The sequence below is a fragment of the Thalassobaculum sp. OXR-137 genome, from assembly GCF_034377285.1.
In the GTDB taxonomy this organism is placed as follows: domain Bacteria; phylum Pseudomonadota; class Alphaproteobacteria; order Thalassobaculales; family Thalassobaculaceae; genus Thalassobaculum.
The window spans coordinates 879,108-904,418 of the sequence record NZ_CP139715.1 but is presented as its reverse complement, the minus strand read 5'-3'; the positions used below and the strand labels follow the sequence as shown (position 1 = coordinate 904,418).

General features: G+C 69.8%; 20 protein-coding genes. 11 read left to right on the top strand and 9 right to left on the bottom strand.

Annotated elements, in window-relative coordinates:
- Positions 1-81: 81 nt before the first annotated feature.
- The 3 genes from dnaN to gyrB are packed head-to-tail and all read left to right on the top strand — an operon-like array spanning position 82 to position 4,854.
- Positions 82-1,203, top strand: coding sequence for a DNA polymerase III subunit beta (gene dnaN / locus T8K17_RS04215; protein ID WP_322333257.1), 1,122 nt, complete (start codon positions 82-84; stop codon positions 1,201-1,203).
- Complete coding sequence (gene recF / locus T8K17_RS04210; RefSeq protein WP_322333256.1) at positions 1,200-2,393, top strand: DNA replication/repair protein RecF; 1,194 nt, start codon at positions 1,200-1,202, stop codon at positions 2,391-2,393. Before dnaN ends, recF begins: the two co-directional genes overlap by 4 nt.
- Positions 2,394-2,406: 13 nt before the next feature.
- Positions 2,407-4,854 (top strand): DNA topoisomerase (ATP-hydrolyzing) subunit B, encoded by a 2,448-nt coding sequence (gyrB, locus tag T8K17_RS04205; protein WP_322333255.1) that lies wholly within the window; start codon positions 2,407-2,409, stop codon positions 4,852-4,854.
- 323 nt (positions 4,855-5,177) lie between these two features.
- Here gyrB and bfr read toward each other — a convergent pair whose 3' ends face one another.
- Entirely contained in the window at positions 5,178-5,669 is a 492-nt protein-coding gene (gene bfr, locus T8K17_RS04200; RefSeq protein WP_322333254.1) for a bacterioferritin, read from the bottom strand.
- A gap of 90 nt (positions 5,670-5,759) precedes the next feature.
- Between bfr and T8K17_RS04195 the strand changes: the two genes are divergently transcribed.
- The 3 genes from T8K17_RS04195 (at position 5,760) to purH (ending at position 9,174) form a co-directional block, all read left to right on the top strand.
- On the top strand, positions 5,760-6,452 hold the full coding sequence (locus T8K17_RS04195; protein ID WP_322333253.1) for an alpha/beta fold hydrolase: 693 nt from the start codon (positions 5,760-5,762) through the stop codon (positions 6,450-6,452).
- Positions 6,453-6,484: 32 nt separating this feature from the next.
- A complete protein-coding gene (locus T8K17_RS04190) occupies positions 6,485-7,456 on the top strand; it encodes a DMT family transporter (RefSeq protein ID WP_322333252.1) in 972 nt (323 codons plus the stop codon).
- A 131-nt stretch (positions 7,457-7,587) separates the two neighbouring features.
- Positions 7,588-9,174, top strand: coding sequence for a bifunctional phosphoribosylaminoimidazolecarboxamide formyltransferase/IMP cyclohydrolase (purH, locus tag T8K17_RS04185; protein WP_322333251.1), 1,587 nt, complete (start codon positions 7,588-7,590; stop codon positions 9,172-9,174).
- 33 nt (positions 9,175-9,207) lie between these two features.
- On the opposite strand, the gene T8K17_RS04180 is transcribed toward purH, so the two are convergent.
- Together T8K17_RS04180 and T8K17_RS04175 are read right to left on the bottom strand one after the other, a co-directional pair.
- Complete coding sequence (locus T8K17_RS04180; protein WP_322333250.1) at positions 9,208-9,435, bottom strand: hypothetical protein; 228 nt, start codon at positions 9,433-9,435, stop codon at positions 9,208-9,210.
- Between the two features lie 48 nt (positions 9,436-9,483).
- The gene (locus tag T8K17_RS04175) at positions 9,484-9,861 is read right to left on the bottom strand and encodes a PRC-barrel domain-containing protein (protein ID WP_322333249.1); all 378 of its coding nucleotides are present in this window, start codon (positions 9,859-9,861) and stop codon (positions 9,484-9,486) included.
- 211 nt (positions 9,862-10,072) lie between these two features.
- Here T8K17_RS04175 and deoA point away from each other — a divergent pair, with 211 nt between their 5' ends.
- From deoA to glyA, 5 genes are read left to right on the top strand one after another with little or no spacing between them, the layout of a single operon-like run.
- Positions 10,073-11,392 carry a thymidine phosphorylase gene (gene deoA / locus T8K17_RS04170; protein ID WP_322333248.1) on the top strand — a complete coding sequence of 440 codons (1,320 nt, stop codon included), beginning with the start codon at positions 10,073-10,075 and terminating at the stop codon, positions 11,390-11,392.
- Positions 11,392-12,615: a phosphopentomutase gene (locus tag T8K17_RS04165; RefSeq protein ID WP_322333247.1), complete on the top strand. Its 1,224-nt coding sequence runs from the start codon at positions 11,392-11,394 to the stop codon at positions 12,613-12,615. Before deoA ends, T8K17_RS04165 begins: the two co-directional genes overlap by 1 nt.
- On the top strand, positions 12,612-13,469 hold the full coding sequence (locus T8K17_RS04160; RefSeq protein ID WP_322333246.1) for a phytanoyl-CoA dioxygenase family protein: 858 nt from the start codon (positions 12,612-12,614) through the stop codon (positions 13,467-13,469). Before T8K17_RS04165 ends, T8K17_RS04160 begins: the two co-directional genes overlap by 4 nt.
- Positions 13,470-13,482: 13 nt before the next feature.
- Entirely contained in the window at positions 13,483-13,995 is a 513-nt protein-coding gene (locus T8K17_RS04155) for a DUF2937 family protein (protein WP_322333245.1), read from the top strand.
- Positions 13,996-14,027: 32 nt separating this feature from the next.
- Positions 14,028-15,347 (top strand): serine hydroxymethyltransferase, encoded by a 1,320-nt coding sequence (gene glyA, locus T8K17_RS04150; protein ID WP_322333244.1) that lies wholly within the window; start codon positions 14,028-14,030, stop codon positions 15,345-15,347.
- Between the two features lie 183 nt (positions 15,348-15,530).
- Here glyA and T8K17_RS04145 read toward each other — a convergent pair whose 3' ends face one another.
- From T8K17_RS04145 to T8K17_RS04120, 6 genes are all read right to left on the bottom strand, one after another.
- Positions 15,531-17,417 carry a nucleoside-diphosphate sugar epimerase/dehydratase gene (locus T8K17_RS04145; protein ID WP_322333243.1) on the bottom strand — a complete coding sequence of 629 codons (1,887 nt, stop codon included), beginning with the start codon at positions 17,415-17,417 and terminating at the stop codon, positions 15,531-15,533.
- Positions 17,418-17,454: 37 nt separating this feature from the next.
- A complete protein-coding gene (locus T8K17_RS04140; RefSeq protein WP_322333242.1) occupies positions 17,455-18,414 on the bottom strand; it encodes an NAD-dependent epimerase/dehydratase family protein in 960 nt (319 codons plus the stop codon).
- Positions 18,411-19,442 carry a glycosyltransferase family 4 protein gene (locus tag T8K17_RS04135; RefSeq protein ID WP_322333241.1) on the bottom strand — a complete coding sequence of 344 codons (1,032 nt, stop codon included), beginning with the start codon at positions 19,440-19,442 and terminating at the stop codon, positions 18,411-18,413. The genes T8K17_RS04140 and T8K17_RS04135 overlap by 4 nt, the downstream gene beginning before the upstream one ends.
- 73 nt (positions 19,443-19,515) lie before the next feature.
- Positions 19,516-21,165, bottom strand: coding sequence for a heparinase II/III family protein (locus T8K17_RS04130; protein WP_322333240.1), 1,650 nt, complete (start codon positions 21,163-21,165; stop codon positions 19,516-19,518).
- A gap of 13 nt (positions 21,166-21,178) precedes the next feature.
- Positions 21,179-21,844: a ribulose-phosphate 3-epimerase gene (rpe, locus tag T8K17_RS04125; protein WP_322333239.1), complete on the bottom strand. Its 666-nt coding sequence runs from the start codon at positions 21,842-21,844 to the stop codon at positions 21,179-21,181.
- Between the two features lie 236 nt (positions 21,845-22,080).
- Positions 22,081-25,278 (bottom strand): multidrug efflux RND transporter permease subunit, encoded by a 3,198-nt coding sequence (locus T8K17_RS04120; protein ID WP_322333238.1) that lies wholly within the window; start codon positions 25,276-25,278, stop codon positions 22,081-22,083.
- Positions 25,279-25,311: the final 33 nt, after the last annotated feature.

Here is a 25,311-nt window from a genome sequence, read left to right as displayed (position 1 = left end):
GGTCGGATTCCGCCGGACTCGGTGGTTCCGCCGATCGCGATGCGCCGGTCCGTCAGGCGTCAATCCAGTTCGAGCGAGCACATGAAGATCACCATTGACCGGGCGGCCCTCCTGAAGCCGCTGGCCCATGTTCAGAGCGTCGTCGAGCGCCGGAATACCATTCCCATCCTGGCCAACGTCCTGTTGCAGGCGAAGGAAGGGCGGGTGTCCCTGACCGCGACCGACATGGACATGGACGTGGTCGAGAGCGTGGCCTGTTCCGTCGACCAGCCGGGCTCCGCCACGGTGCCGGCGCTGACCCTCTACGAGATCGCCCGCAAGCTGCAGGACGGCTCGGAGGTCGAGCTGACCGTCGCCGGCGACAGCGGCCGCATGGCGATCCGGGCCGGCCGCTCCAACTTCTCGCTGCCGACCCTGCCGGTGGAGGAGTTCCCGGCCCTGTCCGGCGACGAGCTGACCACCAATTTCGTGCTCTCCGCCGCCGATGCGAAGACGCTGATCGACCGTACCCGCTTCGCGATCTCCACCGAGGAGACGCGCTACTACCTGAACGGCATCTACCTGCACGAGACCCAGGCCAACGGCATGGCGGTGCTGCGCGCGGTGGCGACCGACGGCCACCGGCTGGCCCGGGTGCAGATGCCGCTGCCGGAGGGTGCCGCGGGCATGCCCTCGGTGATCGTGCCGCGCAAGGCGGTGACCGAGATCCGCAAGCTGATCGACGAGACCGATGGCGACGTGCAGATCGGCCTCAGCGAGAACAAGCTACGCTTCGCCTTCGCCGACACCGTGATGACCACCAAGCTGATCGACGGTACCTTCCCGGATTACGAGCGGGTGATCCCGGCCGGCAACGACAAGATCATGCGGGTCGATTGCAAGTCGTTCAAAAGGGCGGTGGACCGCGTGGCGACCATCTCCACGGAAAAGTCGCGCTCGGTGAAGCTCGCGGTCGCCAACGGCACCCTGACCCTGTCGGCCAACAGCCCGGACAATGCCCAGGCGACCGAGGAGATGGACGTCGAGTACGGTGCCGCCTCCATGGAAATCGGTTTCAATTCCCGCTACTTGCTGGACATCGCCGACCAGGTCGACGACGGCGGCAAGGCGGTGTTCCAGATGGCCGACGCGGCCTCACCGACCATCGTCACGGACGAGGCGGACGACGGCGCCCTCTACGTCCTGATGCCGATGAGGGTGTGACGGGGCGCGTGTCGGTCGAGGGTCCCATTCTCAGCGAACACAGCGGTGCCGCCTCCACCGTGAGAGCGCCGCTGCGGCTTGCCGTGAACAAGCTCAGCCTGACCCGGTTCCGCAACCACGCCGCGACGTCGCTCGAGGTCGACCGCCCCGTGGCGGTGCTGACCGGCGCCAACGGCTCGGGCAAGACCAACCTGCTGGAGGCGGTCTCCTTCCTCAGCCCCGGCCGCGGCATGCGCCGGGCGAAGCTGTCGGAGATCGACCGGGTCGGCGATGCCGGCCCCTGGGCGGTCTCGGCAGCGGTCGAGGGCAAGCTGGGCGAGACGCGGATCGGCACCGGCCGCGACGCCGGCGTCGAGGGCGAGCGCCGCCTCGTGCGCATCGACGGCGCGCCGGCGCGCAGCCAGTCGGCCCTGGGCGACCATCTCACGATTTCCTGGCTGACCCCGGCCATGGACCGGCTGTTCACCGAGAGCGCGTCGGGTCGCCGGCGCTTCCTCGACCGGCTGGTCTACGCCTTCGACGGCGAGCATGCCGGACGGGTGAGCGGCTACGAACACGCCTGGCGCGAGCGCAACCGACTGATCCGGGACGGACGGCGCGAAGCGGCCTGGTACGCCGCCCTGGAGGAGACCCTGGCCGAGACCGGCGTGGCGATCGCCGCCGCCCGCGCCGCCCTGGTCGCCCGGCTCAACCGGATTTGCGCCGCCACGCGGGAGCCGTTCCCGGCCGCCGAGCTGGCGCTGGACGGCGAGATCGACCGCTGGCTGATCGGGACCCCGGCCCTGGAGGTCGAGGACCGGCTGCGTGCGACCCTGGCCGCCGCCCGGTTCGGGCCGCAGGAGGCCGAAGGGCCGCACCGCACCGATCTGGCGGTCACCCATGTGGGCAAGGCCATGCCGGCCGCCCAATGCTCCACCGGGGAGCAGAAGGCGCTGCTGGTCGGCATCGTGCTCGCCCATGCGCGGCTGCAGGCGATCGACGAGTACGCCGCGCCGATCCTGCTGCTGGACGAGGTCGCCGCCCATCTGGACGACCGCCGCCGCGCCGCCCTGTTCGAGGCCGTGTTCGACCTCGGCGGTCAGGCGTGGCTGACCGGCACCGATGTTTCCACCTTCGCGCCGATCGCCGATCGCGCGCGCTTGTTCGACGTCGCCGACGGCAAGGTCCGGCCGGCCGACGTCGTGTCCTAACCGGAGTCCCCCCATGGCTGACGACGCCAATAAGAACATCGAGAACGACGACTACGGTGCGGAGTCCATCAAGGTTCTGCGCGGCCTCGATGCGGTGCGCAAGCGCCCGGGCATGTATATCGGCGACACCGATGACGGGTCGGGCCTGCATCACATGGTCTACGAGGTGGTCGACAACGCCATCGACGAAGCCCTGGCCGGCTATTGCGACGCGGTCCAGGTGATCCTGAACGGCGACGGCTCGGTCACCGTGCGCGACAATGGGCGCGGCATCCCGGTGCAGATCCACTCCGAGGAGGGGGTCTCGGCGGCGCAGGTCATCATGACCCAGCTCCATGCCGGCGGTAAGTTCGATCAGAACTCCTACAAGGTTTCCGGCGGTTTGCACGGCGTGGGCGTCTCCGTGGTGAACGCGCTGTCCGAGTGGCTGGAACTGCGGGTCTGGCGCGAGGGCAAGGAGCACTTTATGCGGTTCCGCCACGGCGATGCCGAGGCGGATCTGGTGGAGGTCGGTCCGTCCGGCGGCAAGACCGGCACCGAGGTCACCTTCAAGCCCTCGTCCGGCACCTTCACCATGGTCGAGTTCGACTATCCGACCCTGGAGCACCGGCTGCGCGAGCTGGCCTTCCTGAATTCCGGGGTGCGCATCCTGCTGACCGACGAGCGCAGCGGCGAGCCGAAGACCACCGACCTGTTCTACGAGGGCGGTCTGAAGGCCTTCGCCGAGTATCTGGACCGCTCGCGCACCGCCCTGCACCCGACCATCTCCGCCATCGGCGAGAAGGACGGCATCACGGTCGAGATCGCGATGGAGTGGACCGACTCCTATCACGAGACGATGCTCTGCTTTACCAACAACATCCCGCAGCGCGACGGCGGCACCCACCTAGCCGGATTCCGCGCCGCCCTGACCCGGCAGGTGAACAACTACGCCGGCCAGACCGGGATCGCGAAGAAGGAGAAGGTCTCGCTCGCCGGCGACGACGCCCGCGAAGGCCTGACCTGCGTGCTGTCGGTTAAGGTGCCGGATCCGAAATTCTCCTCCCAGACCAAGGACAAGCTGGTCTCCTCCGAGGTCAAGCCGGTGGTGGAGAACATCGTCGGCGAGCGTCTGGACCAGTGGTTCGACGAGCACCCGAACGAGGCCAAGCGCATCGTCACCAAGGCCTATGAGGCCGCGGCCGCCCGCGACGCCGCCCGCCGGGCACGCGAGCTGACCCGGCGCAAGGGCGCTCTGGACATCGCCAACCTGCCCGGCAAGCTCGCCGATTGCCAGGAGCGCGATCCGTCCAAGGCCGAACTGTTCCTGGTCGAGGGCGACAGCGCCGGCGGCTCGGCCAAGCAGGGCCGCGACCGCAAGAACCAGGCGATCCTGCCGCTGCGCGGCAAGATCCTGAACGTGGAGCGCGCCCGCTTCGACAAGATGCTGTCGAGCGCGGAGATCGGCACGCTGATCGCGGCGCTGGGCACCGGCATCGGGCCGGAGGAGTTCAATATCGAGAAGACCCGGTATCACCGGATCATCATCATGACGGACGCCGACGTGGACGGCTCCCACATCCGCACCCTGCTGCTCACCTTCTTCTTCCGGCAGATGCCGGAGCTGCTGGAGCGCGGCTATCTCTACATCGCCCAGCCGCCGCTCTACCGGGTGAAGCGGGGCAATGAGGAGACGTACCTGAAGGACGACAAGGCGCTCGAGCGCTTCCTGATCGACGAGGGGACCAAGGGGGCGGTGCTGAAGACCGCGTCCGGGACCCAGATCGCCGCCGCCGACCTGGCCCATCAGGGCGAGCTCGCCCGCCAGGCGCGTCAGCTTCTGGAACCGCTGGTCCGCCGCCTCGGCGGTCCGGTCGTCACCGAGCAGGCGGCCGTCGCCGGCCTGCTGCGCCCGGCCCTGCTCGCCGATCAGGCCGCCGCCGCGGCCGCCGCGGCCGATTTCGCCCGGCGTCTCGACGTGCTCTCGGAAGAGCATGAGCGGGGGTGGTTCGCCTCCTACGAGGAGCAGACCGAGACCGGCCCGGCCATCGTCGTCGCCCGCACCCTGCGCGGCGTGACCGAGACCTACACCATCGACGGGGTGCTGATGCGTACCGCCGAGGCCCGGGCCCTGGCCGAGCGGACGCCGGACCTGCAGGAGCTGTTCGCCGAGCCGGCGACCCTGGTGCAGAAGGACGGATCCGAGCGCACGGTCTACGGACCGGTCGGGCTGATCGAGGCGATCTTCGAGATCGGCCGCAAGGGCCTGACCATCAACCGCTACAAGGGGCTGGGCGAGATGAACCCGGACCAGCTCTGGGAAACCACGCTGGATCCGGACCGCCGCACCCTGCTGCAGGTCAAGATCGCCCATGCCGACGAGGCCCAGGAGGTGTTCAGCACCCTGATGGGCGACGTGGTCGAACCGCGCCGGGAATTCATCCAGTCCAACGCCCTGAAGGTGGCGAACCTGGACGTGTGATCCGGCCCGCCCGGCCCTTCGACACGCCCCCGCTCACGCGGGGGCTGCTCAGGGCGAGGCTGGGTTTCAATCCGCCGTCATCCCGAACTCGTTTCGGGACCTGCGGGCTCCGGTACGGGCGGAGGTCCCGAAACGAGTTCGGGATGACGATCAGCTATACAAATTGACCTCGCCCTGAGCAGCTCCCGGACGTGATCCGGGGGCGTGTCGAAGGGCGGCGGAAACACCCGCTCCCCGAAACGCAAACCGGCCGCCGGATCACTCCGGCGGCCGGTTGCCTATGCATCGGGAACTCCTGGCGGAGCGGCCGTCGGCGCGGGGTCTCACGACCCTTCGGTCATGGCGTTGGCTTCGCTCTGCAGGTGCGTGTAGTGCTCGATGCCGATGCGGCCGATCAGGTCGAGCTGCGTCTCCAGATAGTCGACATGCTCTTCCTCGTCCTGGAGGATCTGGTTGAACAGGTCGCGGCTGACATAGTCGCGGATCGAGTCGGCATAGGCGATCGCCTCGCGCAGATCGGGGATCGCATCGTTCTCGACCGCGAGATCGCACTCGAGGATCTCCTTCACGGTCTCGCCGATGCGCAGCTTGTTCAGCTCCTGCAGGTTCGGCAGGCCTTCCAGGAACAGGACGCGCTGGATCAGCTTGTCGGCATGCTCCATCTCCTCGATGGACTCCTCATAGGCTTTCTTCGAAAGCTTCGAGACGCCCCAATCGCCGAGGATGCGCGAGTGCAGAAAGTACTGGTTGATCGCCGTCAACTCGTTCTTGAGGATGCGATTCAGGTGTTCGATGACTGTCTTGTCGCCCTTCATGGCGCCCTCCGTCGGTCGGATCTCTGCCACAACAGTACAAGATCGTGGTAATTCGGCAAGAAAAAACGTAATGATTTCAAGTAATTGAGAATGATCCGCAATACAATCTGCCTGCCCGGCTTCATGTGCGGCCCCGGGCTGTTCGACGATCTCGGCGCCGCCCTGGGCGACCGGCTGGCACTCCTGCACGGGGATGTTTACAGCGATCCGTCCATCGAGGGGATGGCGCGGCGGGTGCTGGCGGCGGCGCCCGAACGGTTCGTCCTGCTGGGATTCTCCATGGGCGGCTTCGTCGCCCGCGAGATCGCGCTGACCGCGCCGGAGCGGGTCGAGGCGATGGTGCTGGTCGCCACGTCCGCCCGCGCGACCTCGCCGGCGGAGCATGCCCGCAAGGAGGCGATCCTCGCCCAGCTCGCCGAGACCGGCTTCAAGGGCATGTCGCGCAAGGCGCTGGCCCGCGGCATCCATCCCGACCATCCGGACCGCGACGCCCTGGTGGCTCGGCTGAAGGCGATGGGCGCCGACCTCGGCGGGGCGGTGATGACCCGCCAGCTCCAGGCGACCCGGGAGGACGGCTACCGCGACCTGCCCCGGATCGCCGCGCCGACCCTGGTGATCGCCGGCCGCCAGGACGTGCTGCGGCCGATGGACGAACTGGAGCGGCTGGCCGCCGGCATCCCCGGCGCCCGCTTCGAGGTGTTCGAGGAATGCGGCCACATGGTGCCGCTGGAAAAGCCGGATCAGTTGGCTGAGAGCATCACCGCCTTTCTGGATGCGCTCTAGGCAGACCCGGAAGGGACAGATACGTTGACCTTGTGTCAGTCAGATCCTCCCTCTCGCCCCTGCTTACCGGTTCGCTCGCCGGCGTCCTGATGATGGCGGTGGCCGCCGCCGCCTTCAGCATGATGCACGCCGCGATCCGCCATGTGAGCGTGGAGGTGCATCCGTTCGAGATCGCGTTCTTCCGGGTCTTCTTCGGGTTCTTCGCCCTTGCTCCGGTGTTCATGCGCCAGGGCTGGACCCCGCTGCGCACCACGAAGATGAAGCTGTTCGCCGCCCGCGGCGGGTTGAACGCCTGCGCCATGCTGATGTTCTTCTACGGTCTGTCGATCACGCCGTTGGCGACGGTCGCGGCCTTGGGGTTCACGGCACCGCTCTTCGCCACGGTGCTGGCGATGCTGGTGCTGGGCGAGACGGTGCGCCTGCGCCGCTGGACCGCCATCGCCATCGGCTTCGCCGGCGCCATGGTGATCCTGCGCCCCGGCGTCATCGAGGTCGGGCTCGGGCCGATGCTGATCCTCGGCTCCTCGGTCGTCTGGTCGGTGGCGCTGATGGTGATCAAGGTCCTGACCCGCACCGAGTCCAGCGTCGCCATCACCGCCTACGCGTCGATTTTCCTGTCGCCGATCGCCCTGGTGGCGGCCCTGCCGTTCTGGACCTGGCCGTCGCTGGAATCGCTGGCCTGGCTGTTTGCCATCGGCATTGTCGGCACCATCGCCCAGACGGCGATGAACCAGTCGCTGAAGATCGCCGACGCCTCGGCGGTGTTGCCGGTCGACTTTTCCAAGCTGCTCTGGGCGGCCGCCATCGGCTACACGCTGTTCGGCGAGGTGCCGGATATGTGGACCTGGATCGGCGGGGCGATGATCTTCTCCAGCTCGACTTATATCGGTGTGCGCGAAGCCCGGCTGAAGCGGGAGGGTAAGCTGGCCGCCGGCCCGCCCTCCACCGCCGTCGACCGCGAGCCGCCCGTGCCCTCGCCCCGCGCGATGGGAAAAGAGGGCTGAATCGGCCCGGTTTGGCCGTGAATCCGGTCTGAAATGCCCCGATCCGGGGCTGGGGCGCTCTGTCCGGTTGACCGCGCCCCGTCCAATGGGGATAAGCCCGCATCCCTGAACAATTGCCGAGGTCGCCCCAAATGGCCGCCCCCGATCTGGTTCCCGTCGCCCGCGCCCTGATTTCCGTCTCCGACAAGACCGGCCTCATCGAGTTCGCCGCCGCCCTGTCGCAGATGGGGGTGGAGATCCTGTCCACCGGCGGCACCGCCAAGGCGATCGCCGAGGCCGGCATCCCGGTGGTGGAGGTGGCGGAGCGGACCGGCTTCCCGGAGGTGATGGACGGCCGGGTGAAGACCCTGCACCCGGTGATCCACGGCGGCCTGCTCGCCCGGCGCGACCTGGACCACCACGTCGCCGCCATGGACGACCATGGCATCGCGCCGATCGACCTGCTGGTGGTGAATCTCTACCCGTTCGAGGCGACCCGCGCCCGAGGTGCGGGCTATGACGAGAGCGTGGAGAACATCGATATCGGCGGCCCGGCGATGATCCGCGCGGCCTCGAAGAACCACGACTTCGTCACCGTCATCGTCGATGTCGAGGATTACGGCCCGGTGCTGGAGGAGATGCGCGCCAACGAGGGGGCGACGACCCTGGCGCTGCGCCGCAAGCTGGCCGCCACCGCCTATGGCCGCACGGCCGCCTATGACGCCGCGATCGCCGGCTGGCTGGCCGGCGAGGTGGGCGAGGTCTTCCCGCGCCGCTTCACCCTGGCCGGCTCCGCCCCGCAGGTGCTGCGCTACGGCGAGAACCCGCACCAGCAGGCCGCTTTCTACCGCACCACGGAGAGCCGGGCCGGCGTGTCGACCGCCGAGCAGATGCAGGGCAAGGAGCTCAGCTACAACAACCTGAACGACACCGACGCCGCCTTCGAACTGGCCGCCGAGCTGGATGAGCCGGGCATCGCCATCATCAAGCACGCCAACCCGTGCGGCGTGGCCATTGCCGGCTCCCTGGCCGACGCCTGGGATGCGGCCCTGGCCTGCGATCCGGTGAGCGCCTTCGGCGGCATCGTCGCCGCCAACCGCAAGATGGACGCCGCGACCGCCGAGAAGATCGCGTCCATTTTCAGCGAAGTGGTCATCGCCCCGGATTTCGACCCGGCCGCTCTTGAGGTCTTCGCCGCGAAGAAGAACCTGCGGGTGCTGAAGACCGGCGGCATGCCGGATCCGACGGCCAAGGGGCTGATGGTCAAGAACCTGGCCGGCGGGCTGCTGATCCAGTCGCGCGATGCCGGCCGGGTGACCCAGGTCAAACTGAAGGTCGTCACCAAGCGGGCGCCGACCGAGGCGGAGATGCGCGACCTGCTGCTCGCCTTCCGCATCGGCAAGCACGTGAAGTCGAACACCATCGTCTATGTGAAGGACGGCTCGACCGCCGGGATCGGGGCGGGTCAGATGAGCCGGGTGGACGCTGCCCGCATCGCCGCGGTGAAGGCCCAGGACGCCGCCAAGGCGGCCGGATGGGCCGAGCCGCGCACGGTCGGCTCCGTCGCCGCCTCGGATGCGTTCTTCCCCTTCGCCGACGGCCTGATCACGGTGGCCGAGGCTGGAGCGACGGCGATCATCCAGCCGGGCGGATCGATCCGCGACGAGGAGATCATCGCCGCCGCCGACGAGCGGAACCTGGCGATGGTCCTCACCGGGATGCGGCACTTCCGGCACTGACCGCGTTGGGCGCGCCGGAAGTGCTGGGTCGGGTCAGTCCCAGTCCCAGATCGGGTTGCCGAGATTGACGTCGTCCTTCTCGGTGAAGGCGCCGGCGGCACCGCCGGCCGCGGCACCGAGAAGCGGCGCGCCGACCGCATAGCCCGCCGCGCCGCCGAGACCGGCGCCGGTGACGCCGCGTTCGGTCGCGGTGTTGCCGCAGGCAGAGAGGGCGAAGGCGCCGACGGTGAGAGCCGCAGCGGTCATCAGAATCTTAGGCATGTCATCCTCCAAGGATCTTGGTGGGTGATGAAGGGTGAGCTTCGGCGCTCATTGTGCGCCGTGCAGGCTGGCCATCGGGGCGGTGCGCAGCTCGCGCAGCGGGATGATGAGGATGTCCTCGCTGCCGGTTTCGAACAGCTCGTCGAGCGGACCGTTATCGGTGTCGATCACCGCCACGACCTCACCGCCGCGGCCGATCGCGAAATCCTCGATCACGCCGAGCTGCTTGCCTGAATTGCTGTAGACCGCCTGGCCGCTCAGCTCCGAAAGGCGCGGGCCGTTGCCCTTGCCGGGGCTGCGGTACAGGTCCGTGGCATCGACCACGACGACCGAGGTATCGGCCTGGACAGGCGCGCTCGGGACGGTGGCGAAAGCCGCGACTGCGAGCGAAAGGGCGCCGGCACCGGCCAGTAATTTCCTCCTCATATGCTCCTCCTTTCGTTGTGCATGTCCTTGGCCAACGGGGCGGGGGCGGGAACGGTTCCATAGGTTTTCCCTGGAGAACCGGCGTCACTTGCGGCAGTTGCCGGCCGTTGCGGTCCCAGTGGCCGGTCGCAGTGGCGGGTCGCAGTGGCGGGGCCCGAACCCCACATGTAGTCTGCGTCGCCAACCCCCGCGACCAGCGAAGGACGGATCCGTGCTGCCCCAGGAACTCATCCGCGCCAAACGCGACGGCCAGACCCTTCGCCCCGAGGCGATCGCCGAGTTCATCGCCGGGTTGACCGGCGGATCGGTCGGCGAGGGCCAGGCCGCCGCCTTTGCCATGGCCGTGTTCTTCCAGGGCATGACCGCCGAGGAGCGGGCCGCCCTGACCCGGGCGATGGCCGACAGCGGCACCGTGCTGCGCTGGGACGGGCTCGACGGGCCGGTGCTGGACAAGCACTCGACCGGGGGCGTGGGTGACAGGATCAGCCTGATGCTCGCACCCATCGTGGCGGCCTGCGGCGGCTATGTGCCGATGATCTCCGGCCGCGGCCTCGGCCATACCGGTGGCACGCTGGACAAGCTGGACTCGATCCCCGGCTACCGCACCGACCCGGACCTGGAGACCTTCCAGCGGGTGGTGCGCGAGACCGGCTGCGCCGTGATCGGCCAGACCGACGATCTCGCCCCGGCCGACCGGCGGCTCTACGCCATCCGCGACGTCACCGCGACCGTCGAATCCGCCGCCCTTATCACCGCGTCCATTCTGTCGAAGAAGCTCGCCGCCGGGCTGGACGGGCTGGTGATGGACGTCAAATGCGGCAGCGGTGCCTTCATGGACGACCTCGCCAAGGCGCGGGAGCTGGCCGACGCGCTTGCCGAGACCGCACGGGCCGCCGGCCTGCCGACCGTGGCGCTGATCACCGACATGAACCAGGTGCTCGGCCGGACGGCCGGCAACGCGCTCGAGGTGGCCGACGCGGTCGCCTTCCTGACCGGTGTTGCGCGTGAGCCTCGCAGCCTGGAGGTGACCCTGGCGCTCGCCGGCGAGATGCTGGCCCAGGGAGAGATTGCCGAGACGCCCGAGGCCGGCGTCGAAATCGCCCGCAAGGCGCTCGAGGACGGCCGGGCGGCGGAGGTGTTCGGCCGCATGGTGGCCGCACTCGGCGGCCCCACTGACCTGCTGGAGCGGCCGGACGCCCATCTGGAGAGCGCCCCCGTCGCGGTGCCGGTCTATGCCGAGACAAGGGGCATCGTCGCCCGGATCGACGCCCGACGGCTCGGCGTGGCGGTGATCGAGCTGGGCGGCGGAAGGCGCCAGGCCGCCGACCGCATCGACCACGCGGTCGGCCTGACGGAGATCGCCGGGATCGGCGAGACGGTCGGCCCCGATGTGCCGCTGGCGGTGATCCGGTGCCGCGATGCCGCCGCCGCCGCGCCGGTCGCCGACGCGATCCGTGCCGCCTATACCCTGGGCGACACGGCGCCGCGCCCCGACCCGGTGGTGATCGAGCGGCGGACGGGTGAGAGCTGATGGCCCGCGCGTTTTTCATCGTTCTGGATTCCGCCGGGATCGGCGGCGCGCCGGATGCGGACCGCTTCGGCGATACCGGCGCGGACACCTTCGGCCATATCGCCCAGGCCTGTGCGGAGGGCAGGGGCGACGGCCATGGCCGCAGCGGCCCTCTCCATGTCCCCAACCTGCTCGCCCTCGGCCTGGGGGCGGCCCATCGCGGGGCATCCGGCTCCGAGCCGGTCGGGCTGGAGGCTTACGCCGCCCGCATTGGCGCCTGGGGCCACGGGGCGGAAACCAGCCGGGGGAAGGACACGCCCAGCGGTCATTGGGAGCTGGCCGGGGTGCCGGTTGACTTCGACTGGACCTATTATCCCGATACGGTGCCGAGCTTCCCGGCCGATTTCACCGCCGCCCTGATCGCGCGCTGCGGGCTGCCGGGCATTCTGGGAAATCGTCACGCAAGCGGAACGACCATCATCGCCGAGCTCGGGGCCGAGCACATGGCGAGCGGCGAGCCCATCCTCTACACCTCGGCCGACAGCGTGGTGCAGATCGCCGCCCATGAGGAGAGCTTCGGGCTGGAGCGGCTCTACGAGGTCTGCCGGGTCGCCCGCACCCTGGTGCCGGACACCGTTGGCCGGATCATCGCCCGGCCGTTCCTCGGCTCCGGCCCCGACGATTTCAGCCGCACCGCCAACCGCAAGGACCTGGCCGTCACTCCGCCGTCGCCGACCCTGCTGCAGCGCCAGTCAGAGGCGGGCGGCAAGGTCGTCTCCATCGGCAAGATCGGCGACATCTTCGCCCATGCTGGCACCGGCGAGGAGATCAAGGCGGCCGGCAACGACGGCATTTTCGACACCCTGATGTCGGTCACCGCCCGCGATCAGGACAACGCGCTCGTGGTGGCCAATTTCGTCGATTTCGACACGCTCTACGGCCACCGACGGGATGTGGCCGGCTATGCCGCCGCCCTGGAGGCTTTCGACCGCGACCTGCCGCGCTTCCTCGACGCCCTGCGACCGGGCGATCTGGCGGTGCTGACGGCCGATCACGGCTGCGACCCGACCTGGCGGGGCAGCGACCATACCCGCGAGCAGGTGCCGGTGCTGTTCGCCGGCCCCGGCCTGGCGCCGGTGGATCTCGGCCAGCTCGCCTTCGCCGATGTGGGCGCCACTCTGGCCGCCCATCTCGGTCTGGCTCCGGGGGAACACGGCATGGATCGCCTGGGAAGGGGCCGATGATCCCGCGCTTCGCCGTCGACTGCGACCCGGCCGAGCTCGCCGCCGCCTATGGGCGCGACGGGGTGCTGGTCGTGGAGGACGCGATCCCGGCCGCCGAGTGCGACGCCCTGATCGACCGATCCCACGCCCTGGTGGATGCCTGGGACCCGGCGGAGGGGCGCTCGGTCTTCTCCACCACCGCGCCGAAACATGCCGCCGACGCCTATTTCCGGGAGAGCGGCGACAAGATCCGGGTGTTCCTGGAGGACGGCGCCGTCGATGCCGAGGGCACCCTCACCGTCGACCGGCACCGGGCGGTCAACAAGCTCGGCCACGCGATGCACGACCTGGATCCGGTGTTCGCGCGGGTGTCGCGCAGCCCGGTTCTGGCCCGCATCGCCGCCGCCCTGGGGATCGCCGCGCCGAAGCTGGTGCAGTCCATGGTGATCTGGAAGCCGCCTGCCATCGGCGGCGAGGTGGTGCCGCATCAGGACGCCACCTTCCTGGTGACCGACCCGCCGAGCGTCACCGGCTTCTGGCTGGCGCTGGAGGATGCGGACGAGAGCAACGGCTGCCTGATCGCCCAGCCCGGCGGCCACAGGGGACCGCTGCGCCAGCGCTTTCTGGAACGGGACGGCGCGCTGTCCTTGGAGACTCTGGACGACACTCCCTATCCGGCGGACGGGTTCGTCCCGCTGCCGGTGCGCAAGGGAACCCTGGTGGTGCTGCACGGGTTACTCCCCCATGGCAGTGCGGCCAACACCTCGCCGCGCTCGCGCATGGCCTATACGCTGCATGTCGTGGACGGACACGCGGCCTGGCATCCCGGGAACTGGATCCGCCGGCGACCGGACGATCCGTTCCGAGGCTTCTGACCGGGGAGAGTGCATGTTCCGGATGCTGCGCGATCTGTGCCTGCTCCTCGTCGTGATTCTCGGCCTCACCGGTGGGTCGCAGGTCTCCTCCTTCGTCGATGCCTATGCGCAACGGTTGGGCGGGGCCGTGGACGAGCTGGACCGCCAGGTCACCGCCCACCGGACCGAGGCCGCGGCCCAGAACCTCACCCTGGAGGCCTATCTGGAGCGCCACCGCACCAACGCGGACCCGGCAATCCAGGGTTCCGGCCGGCGGTTGACCGCCATGGTTCAGCGGCTGGACGACTTGCGGGCCGCCCGCGCCGAGCTGATGGAGGCGGGGCCCTGGACCCGGCCGGCGGTGGCCCTGCGCCATTCCGACAGCGAGATCCTGGGCAATGCCTATGCGGAATGGCGCCCCGGCCTGACCATCGATCCGCGCTGGGGCCTGGTCGGTGCGGTTCTGGCCTGGATGCTTTTCTGGGCGGTGTCTACGCTGCTGGTGCGCGGGTTCACGACGCCCCGCCGTCGCGCACCCGCTCGCTGAGATCCGCCCCCAAGCATCGAAGGAGGCCTGCCGTGGCCCTTGCCCGCCGTTCCTGGGTTCCCGCCCCGTCCGAGGATCTGGTCCAGTCCCTGGCCGCGCGCACGGCCGGCGAGGAGAGCGGCCGGATCGCCGACCGGATCGAGGCGCTGGCCGCCCGCAACCGGGAGATTCACGAGCACGACTGCTTCAACCTGAATCCGGCGACCAACGTCCTGAACCCGAGGGCCGAGGCGCTGCTGGCCTCCGGCATCGGCTCGCGGCCGTCGCTGGGCTATCCCGGCGACAAGTACGAGATGGGGCTGGAGGCGATCGAGGAGATCGAGGTCATCGCCGCCGAACTCTGCGCCGAGGTGTTCGACGCCAAGTTCGCCGAGATCCGGGTGCCGTCGGGCGCGCTGGCGAACCTGTACGGCTTCATGACCACCTGCAAGCCGGGCGACACGATCATCGCCCCGCCGGCCTCCATCGGCGGCCATGTGACCCACCATGTCGCCGGCTGCGCCGGGCTCTACGGGCTGAAGACGGTGCCGGCCCCGGTGGTCGAGGACGGCTATACGGTGGATGTGGAGGCGCTGCGGGAAATGGCACGCAGGGAAAGGCCGGCGCTGATCACGCTCGGCGGCAGCCTGAACCTGTTCGAGCATCCGGTCCGCGAGGTCCGCGCCATCGCCGACGAGGTCGGGGCCAAGCTGCTGTTCGACGCCGCCCACCAATGCGGCATCATCGCCGGCAAGGCCTGGCGCGACCCGCTGGCCGAGGGCGCGCATCTGATGACCATGAGCACCTACAAGAGCCTGGGCGGCCCCGCCGGCGGCCTGATCGTCACCAACGATGTCGACATTGCCGAGCGGCTCGACGCCATCGCCTTCCCCGGCATGACCGCGAATTTCGATGCGGCGAAGTCGGCGGCCCTAGCGGTGTCGATGCTGGACTGGCGCGACTTCGGCAAAGAATACGCCGCCGAAATGATCGCGCTGTCCAAGGCACTGGCGGCCGCGCTGGACGCCGAAGGGGTGCCGGTCTTCGCGGTCGGGGACGGCTTCACCAACTCCCACCAGTTCGCGGTCAGGGCGGCGGCCTATGGCGGCGGTCAGGCGGCGTCGAAGACCCTGCGCAAGGCCGGCTTCCTGGCCTGCGGCATCGGCCTGCCGGTGGACGAGGTGGCGGGCGACATGAACGGGCTGCGGATCGGCACGCCGGAGCTGGTGCGCTGGGGGATGACGGCGGCCGACGCGCCGCGGCTGGCCGGCCTGATCGCCGGCGCGCTGAAGAGCAACGACCGGAGCGCCATGGCGGGCGAGGTCGCGGCGTGGCGGAAAGAGTTCGGCACGCTGCATTTCGTGCACGGCTGACCCTGACCCCAACCCGCCCTCACCCCACCCCCAGCCGTCATCCCGAACTTGTTTCGGGACCTAAACTTGGCCGGACACAGGGAAGGTCCCGAAACAAGTTCGGGATGACGGTTGGGCGGGCGAGGTCCCGAAATATCCCAAAGCAGATCCGGGACGGGATGACGGTCGGGAACGCGGGTGGAATCAAGACCCCGCCGCGGCCTTCGGCGTGTCGGATTCGTATTCCGGCACCATGCGGCCGAGGATCTCCACCGTCGCGCCCATCTGCCGGGAGCGGGCGGCGGCTTCCAGCTCGTCCAGGCCGCGCTCGATCAGGGCGCGGTCGGCGGTGCGGGGATGGGCGCGGCGGATCGCCGGGATCTCCGTCGCCTCCAGCGTCTCCGCGCCGTGGAACAGCTCCTCGTGCAGCTTCTCGCCCGGGCGCAGGCCGGTGAAGGCGATGGCGATGTCCTTGCCCGGCTCCAGTCCCGCCAGCCGGATCATCCGGTCGGCCAGATCGACGATCTTCACCGGTTCGCCCATGTCCAGCACGGTGATGCCGCCGCGCTCGCTCTCCAATGCGGCGGCCTGCAACACCAGCTCCACCGCTTCGCGCACGGTCATGAAATAACGGGTGATGTCCGGGTGGGTGACGGTCAGCGGCCCGCCGCGCTCGAGCTGGCGCTGGAACAGCGGCACCACCGAGCCGGTGGAGCCCAGCACGTTGCCGAAGCGGGTGGTGACGAAGCGGGTGCCGCCGTCCAGGTCGAGCGCCTGGCAATAGGCCTCGGCCAGCCGCTTGGTGGCGCCCATGACGTTGGTCGGGTTCACCGCCTTGTCGGTGGAGATCACCACCACCGTGCCGACCCCGGCGGCGCGGGCGGCGTCGGCGACGATGCGGGTGCCGACGGCATTGGTCAGCACCGCGTCGCAGACATTGGCCTCCATCAGCGGCACGTGCTTCAGGGCGGCGGCGTGGAACAGGATCTCCGGCTTCGCCTCGCCCAGGATCTCGGTCACCCGCGCCCGGTCGCGCACGTCGCCGATCAGGGCGGCGCGGGGCAGGTCGGGGACCCGCTCGGCCAGCTCCAGGTCGATCCGATACAGCGCATATTCCGACTGCTCCACCAGGGTGATGTGGGCCGGGTCGAGATCGGCGATCTGGCGAACGAGCTCGGAGCCGATGGTGCCGCCGGCGCCGGTCACCATCACCCGCCGGCCCTCGATCAGCCGCCGCATGGCGGGGCGGTCGAGGATCGCCTGGGGGCGGCCGAGCACGTCCTCGACGTTGATCGGGCGCAGCTTGACCTGGCCGTCGCCGGGCGTCTCCAGGGCGCTCAGCACCGGCATCCGGCTGACCGGAATGCCGATGGCGTCGGCCTGGTCCAGCAGAGTGCGGACGGTCGCCCCGTCCATCTGGCGCCGGGTGAGGACGATGCGCTGCGGCCGCAGACCCTGGCCGGTCAGCCGATTGATGACCTCTTCCAGTTTGTTCAGCCCGCCGAAGACCGGTACGCCGCGGATGCGGCGGCCGGTGCGGGAATCCCGGTCGTCCACGATGCCGACTACCCGGTAGGGCACCGCGTGGCCGGGGGCGGATTCGCGGATGAAGAGGTCGGCCCCATCGCCGGCGCCGACCAGCAGCACCGGGACCCGGTCCCGGGAATTGCGCTCGAACAGGGCGGAGATGGTGCCGTCCTTCAGCAGCCGGTAGCCGACCCGGGGCAGCATCAGCAGGATCGACAGCAGGGCCGCCTCGATGATCAGGAAGGAGCGGGGCAGCGAATCGAGCCGGGTGACGATGAACTGCAGCACCAGGAACGCCGCGATGATGACCGCCACCGCCCGCAGGATCTGACCGAGATCGCCGATCGAGGTGTAGCGCCACACGGCGGTGTCGAGCCGCATCACCAGGAACACCGCCAGCGCGGTCAGGGTGAACAGGGCCGTGCCGGTCTGGATCGCCTGCATCGGCCACCACACGATCTGGTCGCCGAGACGCACATACAGCGCCAGCGGGAACGAGACGGCGGCCATTGCCGTGTCGTGCGCGAAGATCAGCAGGGAGCGTCGGAAAGCGCGGGCGTTCATGCGGGGTCGCGGGCTGAAGTGGATCCGGGACGGGAGTCTAGCACGGCTGATCTCCCCGAACGGCAGTTTGCAGAGGATCCGCCGCGAACCGGACGGCCTCTAGCATGCCCGCGCGGCCGTCGACGACCGGTTTCCAGTCCAGGGTCCGGCGCAGGGCGGTATCGTCGAAGACGCAGGACGCGCCGAGCCGCCGGCCGGTGGCGCCGAGCCGGGACAGCCCGGCGGCCGGCAGGGGCAGCAGCAGCGCCCTTCGGTCCAGGGCCGTCAGGATCCGCCGCACCAGCGCGCCGGTGGACAGCGGCTCGCCGTCGGTCACGAAGAACGTGCGGCCCGCGGCCTCCGGCTTTTCAAGACAGGCCAGGGTGGCCGACGCCAGATTGTCGCGATGCAGGAACGAGCGGCGGTTGCCGAGGATGCCCAGCGGCAGAACCGGCGGGGCGCCGCGCAGGAAGTCGATGATCCTGCGCACGTTGCCGCCGCTGCCGGGGCCGTAGACCGGCGGCGGGCGCAGGATCGCGACCTCCAGCCCGGGATACGACAGCGCGGTGTCCTGCAGCGCCCGCTCGGCGGCGATCTTCGCCCGGCCGTAGGAATCCTCCGGGGCGGGGTCGACGGTCTCGTCTACGCCGGCGAAGGGGGTGGTCTCACCCACCGCCTTGACCGAGCTCATGAAGACGAATCGGCGTGCGCCCGCGCGCTGGGCGGCTTCGGCAAGCCGTTTCGTTCCCGCAACGACGATGCGGTCGAGAATATCGTCGGCGAGGCCGCCCGGAGCGCTGGGGCTGGCCAGATGCACCACCGCGTCGACCCCGCTCAGGGCGGCGGACCAGTCGGTATCCGCAGAGATCTCGCCGACCGCCGCCGCCCGGTCGCGCCAGCGCGGCGGCAGACGGGCGGGATCGCGCACGGCAGCGACGATCCCGTGACCCGCGGCCTCCAGATCGCGCAGGACGGCGCGCCCGACATAGCCGCTCGCCCCGGTGACCAGAACCTTCATGCGGAGCCTCGGGCGCGATCCAGGTCGTAGACGCGCATCAGCAGGCCGTAGCACAGGGCCGCCACCGCAAGGCCGAGGACGACGGTGAGCCACGGCTGCACCGGCGCCACCAACCAGGCGAGGGCGATCAGCCCGGCATTGGCGGCGATCACCGCCAGGCATACCCGGTCATGCGGCCAGCCGCCCTGGGTGGCGCGCTGATAGGCGTGCTCGCGATGGGCCTCTGTCGGCTTCTTGCCACGGGCGAGGCGGCGCAGCAGGGTGACCGAGGCGTCCAGCACGAAGACCAGCGGCAGCACCAGGGCCGCCGCCAGGGCCGCGCCGCCCGGCTGGGCGGTGGCGACCAGCAGGTAGCCCATCAGGAAGCCGAGCGGAATGCTGCCGGAATCGCCGAGGAAGATCTTCGCCCGGTGCCAGTTCCACACCAGGAAGCCGATGGCGGCACCGAGGATCGCGGCGCTCGGAGCGAAAAGCGTGGCCGGGGCGAGGCCGAGGACCGCCAGACCGCCGACGCCCACCGCAATGGCGGCGGTCTCGCTGCCGACGATGCCGTCGATCCCGTCCATGAAATTGTACAGGTTGATGAACCAGAGCCAGCCAAGGGCGGTCAGCGCCAGGTCCAGCGGCTGCGGCAGATAGGCGGCGAAGGCCCCATGTCCGCCCAGCGCCCAGAGACCGCCGGCCACCGCCAGGAAATGCGCGGCGAGACGGATGCCGGCGGACAGGTTGCGCAGGTCGTCGACGAAGGACAGGACGCTCAGGCCGATCGCCAGGGCGAGGGCGACGCCGAGCCCACCCCCGGTCTGATCGCTACCGGGCTGCCCGGCGACCATGGACCAGCCGAGGCTGGCGACGACGATGCTGGCGATCACGGCAATGCCGCCGCCGCGCGGGGTGGGAACGGCGTGGCTCGAGCGGTCGTTGGGATGGTCGAGGATCGCCGCGCGCCGCAGCAGGGCCAGCACCGCCCGGGTGGCGAGACAGGACAGGGCGGCGGCCAGGCCGAGAAGGATCAGGAGCGCGGACATCGCAAGGGCTTATACACAGCCGGCACCAAGGGAGATAGGAGGCATTCGGACGACCGGGGACCCCCGGCGCCGTCTAGCGCCTGTCCTCGCGGCGCAGGGCCCATTTCACCGAGATCGACTCCAGCTCCCGCAGCTCGTCCAGCGGCACGCCGATGACGATCTGGCGGGTGCGCTGCAGATGGCCGCCTTCGCCGAAATAGACGCTCTCGTTGAGCGCCAGCTTGCCGCCGGTGACCCGCAGACGCCAGCCGCCGCCCGACGGCATGCGCAGCAGCACCGAGGCGCCGTTCTGGATCAGCGAGGCGGAGACCCGCGGATGCAGGTGGAAGCGGATCGCCGCCTCCGTCGGCTTGGCGCCCGGCCCGCCGGTATAGGTCAGCACGTCCTCGCCGCGCAGATCGTCGCCGCCGGCCGCCAGGAACAGGCGGCGGCGATGCAGGATCGAGTGGCTCTCGCGGTAGCCGTCATGCTCGGCCTCGACCCAAACGGCCCCGTCGGCCTCCCAGCGTTCCAGGCGTACCTGGGCCGGGCGGCGGCCGAGGCTGCCGTCGGCCCGCAATTCGGTGGTGTTGGTGTCGTCGATCACCAGCCCGGAATGGGCGGCCGACGCGCGCAGCAGCCCCTGCCAGCGCGGGTCGCCCGGGGCGGCGCCGCAATTGACCACCAGCCGTTCCTTGCCGACGGAGAATTCCAGGCTGAGCGTGCCGGCGTGGGCGGTGTCGTCGGCGGCGACCGGTGCGCCGGTGTCGATGATGGCGACGGCACGGCCGGCGACCAGCCGCTCGAACCCGGTCTCCAGGGCGGAGGTGACGGCCCGCGTCTTGGCCTCGGTCCGGGCGATCAGGGTGTCCAGGCGCCAGACCTGGCCCTCGGTGGCGCCGTTGAACAGGGCGAGCCCACCGTCGCCGTGGCGCAGCATCCGCAGCACGCCGGTCATGCGCTGGATCGTCTCGTCCAGGGCGGCGGTGGACTCCCGGCCCGCAGCGCGCAGGGCGGCGCGCGCGTCGACCAGGGCGACCAGCGCATCGGTCTGCATGGCGGGCGAGCGCGAGCGGTGGCCGCCGTCGGGCAGCACCTGGGCGCGGATGGCGGCGTCGAGGCGGTCGACCAGCCCCTGAACCTCGTCGCCGTCCGCACCCAGCGCCACCCCGGCGATCAGGGCGCCGCGTAGGGTCTCCAGACGCGACACGCCGTCCGGACCGCTTTCGACCGCGCTTTGCAGGTGGCGGTACTGGCGGATCAGGCTTTCCAGCACCCGGCGGCGGAACTCGTCATCGGCGGAATCGGCGAAGAAGCCGAAGGTATGGACCCAGGCGGCCACGCGGGCGGCCAGCAGGTCGGCGCGCCAGGCCAGACGGTCCCAGGCCGGATAGCGCTCGATCCAGGCGCCGACCAGGTCGCGGGCGCGCCGGCGGGCGGCATCGCCGCCGAGATCGCGCAGGTCGCGCAGCCATTCGAACCGGTGCAGGGCCTCCAGCGCGGCATCGCTGTAGCCGGTCTGGCCCCAGGGATCCGCCCCCACCTGCACGGCGGTCCCGCCGAGGGTGTAGGTGCCTTCCAGAAGCTCGCGGCCGAGGTCGGAATCGCCGGTCCAGGCATCGGTGATCGACACGGCGAGACCGTCCGGCACGGGACCCGACAGACGCCACGCGTGTACCGGCGAGGCGAAATAGGCGTCCCGCAGGCGATCCGACAGTCCGCGCCTATCCCGCCGCCTGCTCACCGCACGTCTCCCGTCAGTTGGCGGCCCTGATCGCGGCGATGTTCGCCGCATAGGCCTCCGTCCCGCCCTTGAAGGTCGCGGTGCCGGCGACCAGCACGTCGGCACCCGCCGCCACGATGCGCCCGGACGTCTCCGCCGTCACGCCGCCATCGACCTCCAGGTGGATGGCGCGGCCGGTGGCGTCGATCCGCCGGCGCACGGCGGCGATCTTCTCGAGCTGGGAGGCGATGAAGGCCTGGCCGCCGAAGCCCGGGTTCACGGTCATCACCAGGATCAGGTCGACCATGTCGATCAGATTGTCCAGCGCCTCCACCGGCGTGCCCGGGTTCAGCGCGACCCCGGCCTTCGCCCCCAGGGAGCGGATGAGCTGCAGGGTGCGGTGGACGTGCGGGCCGGCTTCCGGATGGACGGTGACGATATCGGCGCCGGCCTCGATGAAGCCGGGCACATAGGCGTCGACCGGCGAGATCATCAGGTGGACGTCGAAGGTCTTGGCCGTATACGGCCGGATCGCCTTCACGATCGCCGGGCCCAGCGAGATGTTCGGAACGAAATGTCCGTCCATCACGTCGACATGGATCCAGTCGGCGCCGGCGGCGTCGACGGCACGGATCTCCTCGCCGAGCTTGGCGAAGTCGGCGGCGAGAATGGAGGGGGCGATCAGCGGAGCGTTGGCCATGCCGGGTCGGTAGCAGGTTGCGCCGGTCGCATCAAGCGCCTGTGCCCCGGCACCGCCCTACCGTCGGTACGGAAACCCACTCCGGTCACGGTCGCCGCCGCCGGAGTGGTGGAGCGGCGCGATCGGCGGATCGCGGCCGGGTTGATCGCGGCTTGTTCCCGGTGCCGCGAAAGCGACGGGCGCCCCCCGCCTGCGCGAGGGACGCCCGTACCGGCCGCCGGGGAGGCGGGGGGGGGTTACTCCCCCGGGGCCGGGATCGGATCGTGGGCGTTGAAGTGTTCCACCTCCGCCGCGTGGCGCAGCGGCCTGTTCCCGGTCAGCGCCCGGGCGACGACGTAGAACACCGGGGTGAAGAAGATCCCGAAGGCGGTCACCCCGATCATCCCGGAGAACACCGTCAGCCCCATGGCGTAGCGCATCTCCGCACCCGCCCCGGTCGAGGTGATCAGCGGCACGACGCCCATGATGAAGGCCATGGAGGTCATCAGGATCGGCCGCAGCCGCAGCCGGCTGGCCTCGATCGCGGCGGCCACCGGACCGCGTCCCGACAGTTCCAGATCGCGGGCGAATTCCACGATCAGGATGGCGTTCTTCGCCGAGAGGCCGACCAGCACCACCAGACCGATCTGGGTGAAGACGTTGTTGTCCCCGCCGGTCAGCCACACACCCGTCATCGCCGCCAGCACGCTCATCGGCACGATCAGGATGATCGCCAGCGGCAGGCTCAGGCTCTCGTACTGGGCGGCCAGCACCAGGAACACCAGCAGCAGGGCCAGGGGGAAGATGATCAGGGAGGAATCGCCCGCCAGGATCTGCTGGTAGGTCAGGTCGGTCCATTCGAAGCTGAACCCGGCCGGCAGGTTTTCCGCCGCGATCCGCTCCACCGCCGCCTGGGCCTGGCCGGACGAATAGCCGGGGGCGGGCGCGCCGCTGACATCGGCGGCGATGAAGCCGTTATAGCGCATCGCCTGTTCCGGGCCGACCGCCGGCTCCACCGTCAGCAGCGCCGACAGGGGCACCATGGCGCCGGAGCTGGAGCGGACTTTGAGGGTGCCGATATCCTCCGGCTGGGCCCTGTACTGGGCGTCGGCCTGCATCCGGACCGAGTAGGTGCGGCCGAACCGGTTGAAGTCGTTCACATAGAGGCTGCCCAGGTAGATCTGCAGGGTCTCGAACACGTCGGTCACCGACACGCCGAGCTGCTGGGCCTTGGTGCGGTCCAGGTCGGCATAGAGCTGGGGCACGTTCACCTGGTAGTTGGTGAACAGGTTGGCCAGCTCCGGCGCCTGGCGGGCCGCCGCCAGGAAGGTCTGCACCGCCCCGTTCAGCGCCTCGTAGCCGTGGGAGGCGCGGTCTTCGATCTGCAGCTTGAAGCCGCCGGTGGTGCCAAGGCCCTGCACGGGCGGCGGCGGGAAGATCACCACGAAGGCGTCCTTGATCGCGCCGTACTGGGCGTTCAGGCGGCCGGCGACGGCCCCGGCGCTGTGGGCCGGCCCCTGGCGCTCCTCGAACGGCTTCAGGGTGGCGAAGACGATGCCGGCGCTGGAACTGTTGGTGAAGCCGGCGATGGACAGGCCGGGGAAGGCGACCGCGTGCTCCACGTCCGGGTCGTCCAGGGTGATCCGGCTCATCTCGCGGATCACGCCCTCGGTGCGGTCCAGGGTGGAGCCGTTGGGCAGCTGGGCGAAGCCGATCAGGTACTGCTTGTCCTGCATCGGCACGAAGCCGCCGGGCACCTGGTTGAAGATGACGTAGGTGGCGCCCAGCAGCGCCAGGTACAGGCCGACGGTCACCGTCTTTTGCCGGGTTACCCGCGCCACGCCGCCGCCATAGGCGTTGGAGCCGCGCCGGAACACCGCGTTGAAGCCGCGGAACAGCCAGCCGAAGGCGAAGTCCATCGCCCGGGTCAGCCAGTCCTTCGGCGCGTCGTGCCCCTTCAGCAGCAGGGCGGCCAGGGCCGGGGACAGGGTCAGCGAGTTCACCGCCGAGATCACCGTGGAGATCGCGATGGTCAGGGCGAACTGCTCGTAGAACTGGCCGGTCAGGCCGGTGATGAAGGCCAGCGGCACGAAGACCGCCACCAGCACCAGGGCGATGGCGATGATCGGGCCGGAGACCTCGCGCATGGCCTTGTAGGTCGCGGCCTTGGGCGCCAGTCCCTCCTCGATGTTGCGCTCCACGTTCTCGACCACGACGATGGCGTCGTCGACCACGATGCCGATGGCCAGCACCAGCCCGAACAGGGACAGGGCGTTGATCGACACGCCGAGCAGATGCATGGCGGCGAAGGTCCCCACCACCGAGACCGGCACGGCCAGCAGCGGGATGATGGACGCCCGCCAGGTCTGCAGGAACAGGATCACCACCAGCACCACCAGCCCGACCGCCTCCAGCAGGGTGTGGATCACGGATTCGATGGAGGCGCGGACGAACTGCGTCGGGTCGTAGACGATTTCGTAGTCCACCCCCTGGGGCATGTAGCCCTTCAGCTCCTCCATGGTCGCGCCGACGTCGTCGGAGATCTGGATGGCGTTGGAGCCCGGCGCCTGGAAGATCGGGATGGCGACCGCCGACTTGTTGTCCAGCAGCGAACGCAGGGCGTATTCGGCCGCCCCCAGCTCGATCCGGGCGATGTCGCGCAGCCGGGTGACCGCGCCGTCGGTGCCGGTCTTGACGATGATGTCGCCGAATTCCTCCTCGGTCTCCAGCCGGCCCTGGGCGTTGACGGGGAGCTGCAGGTCGACGCCGATCAGGCCCGGGGAGGCGCCGATGATGCCGGCGGCCGCCTGGATGTTCTGCGACCGGATCGCGGCGGCGACGTCGCCGGCGGACAGGCCGCGCTCGGCGACCTTCTGCGGGTCGAGCCAGATCCGCATGGCGTAGTCGCCGGAGCCGAACAGCCGGACCTGGCCCACGCCCTCGATCCGCGCCAGCCGGTCCTTCACGTTCAGGACCGCGTAGTTGCGCAGATAGGTCATGTCGTAGCGGTCGTTCGGCGACAGCAGGTGCACGACCATGGTCAGGTCGGGCGAGCTCTTCACCGTCGTCACGCCGAGACGGCGGACCTCTTCGGGCAGGCGCGGCTCGGCCTGGGTGACCCGGTTCTGCACGAGCTGCTGCGCCTTGTCCGGGTCGGTGCCCAGGCGGAAGGTCACGGTCAGGGTCATCAGGCCGTCGGTGGTGGCCTGGCTGCTCATGTAGAGCATGTCCTCCACGCCGTTGATCGCCTCCTCGATCGGCGTCGCCACGGTGGCGGCGATGACCTTCGGGTTGGCGCCCGGATACTGGGCGCTGACGACCACGGTGGGCGGCACGACCTCGGGATACTCGGAGATCGGCAGGGTGCGCAGGGCGACAAGCCCGGCGATGAAGATGAGAACCGACAGCACCCCGGCGAAGACCGGACGGTCGATGAAGAAACGGGAGATGTTCATGTCACGGATCCGGAACTCGGGAGGGTGATGTGC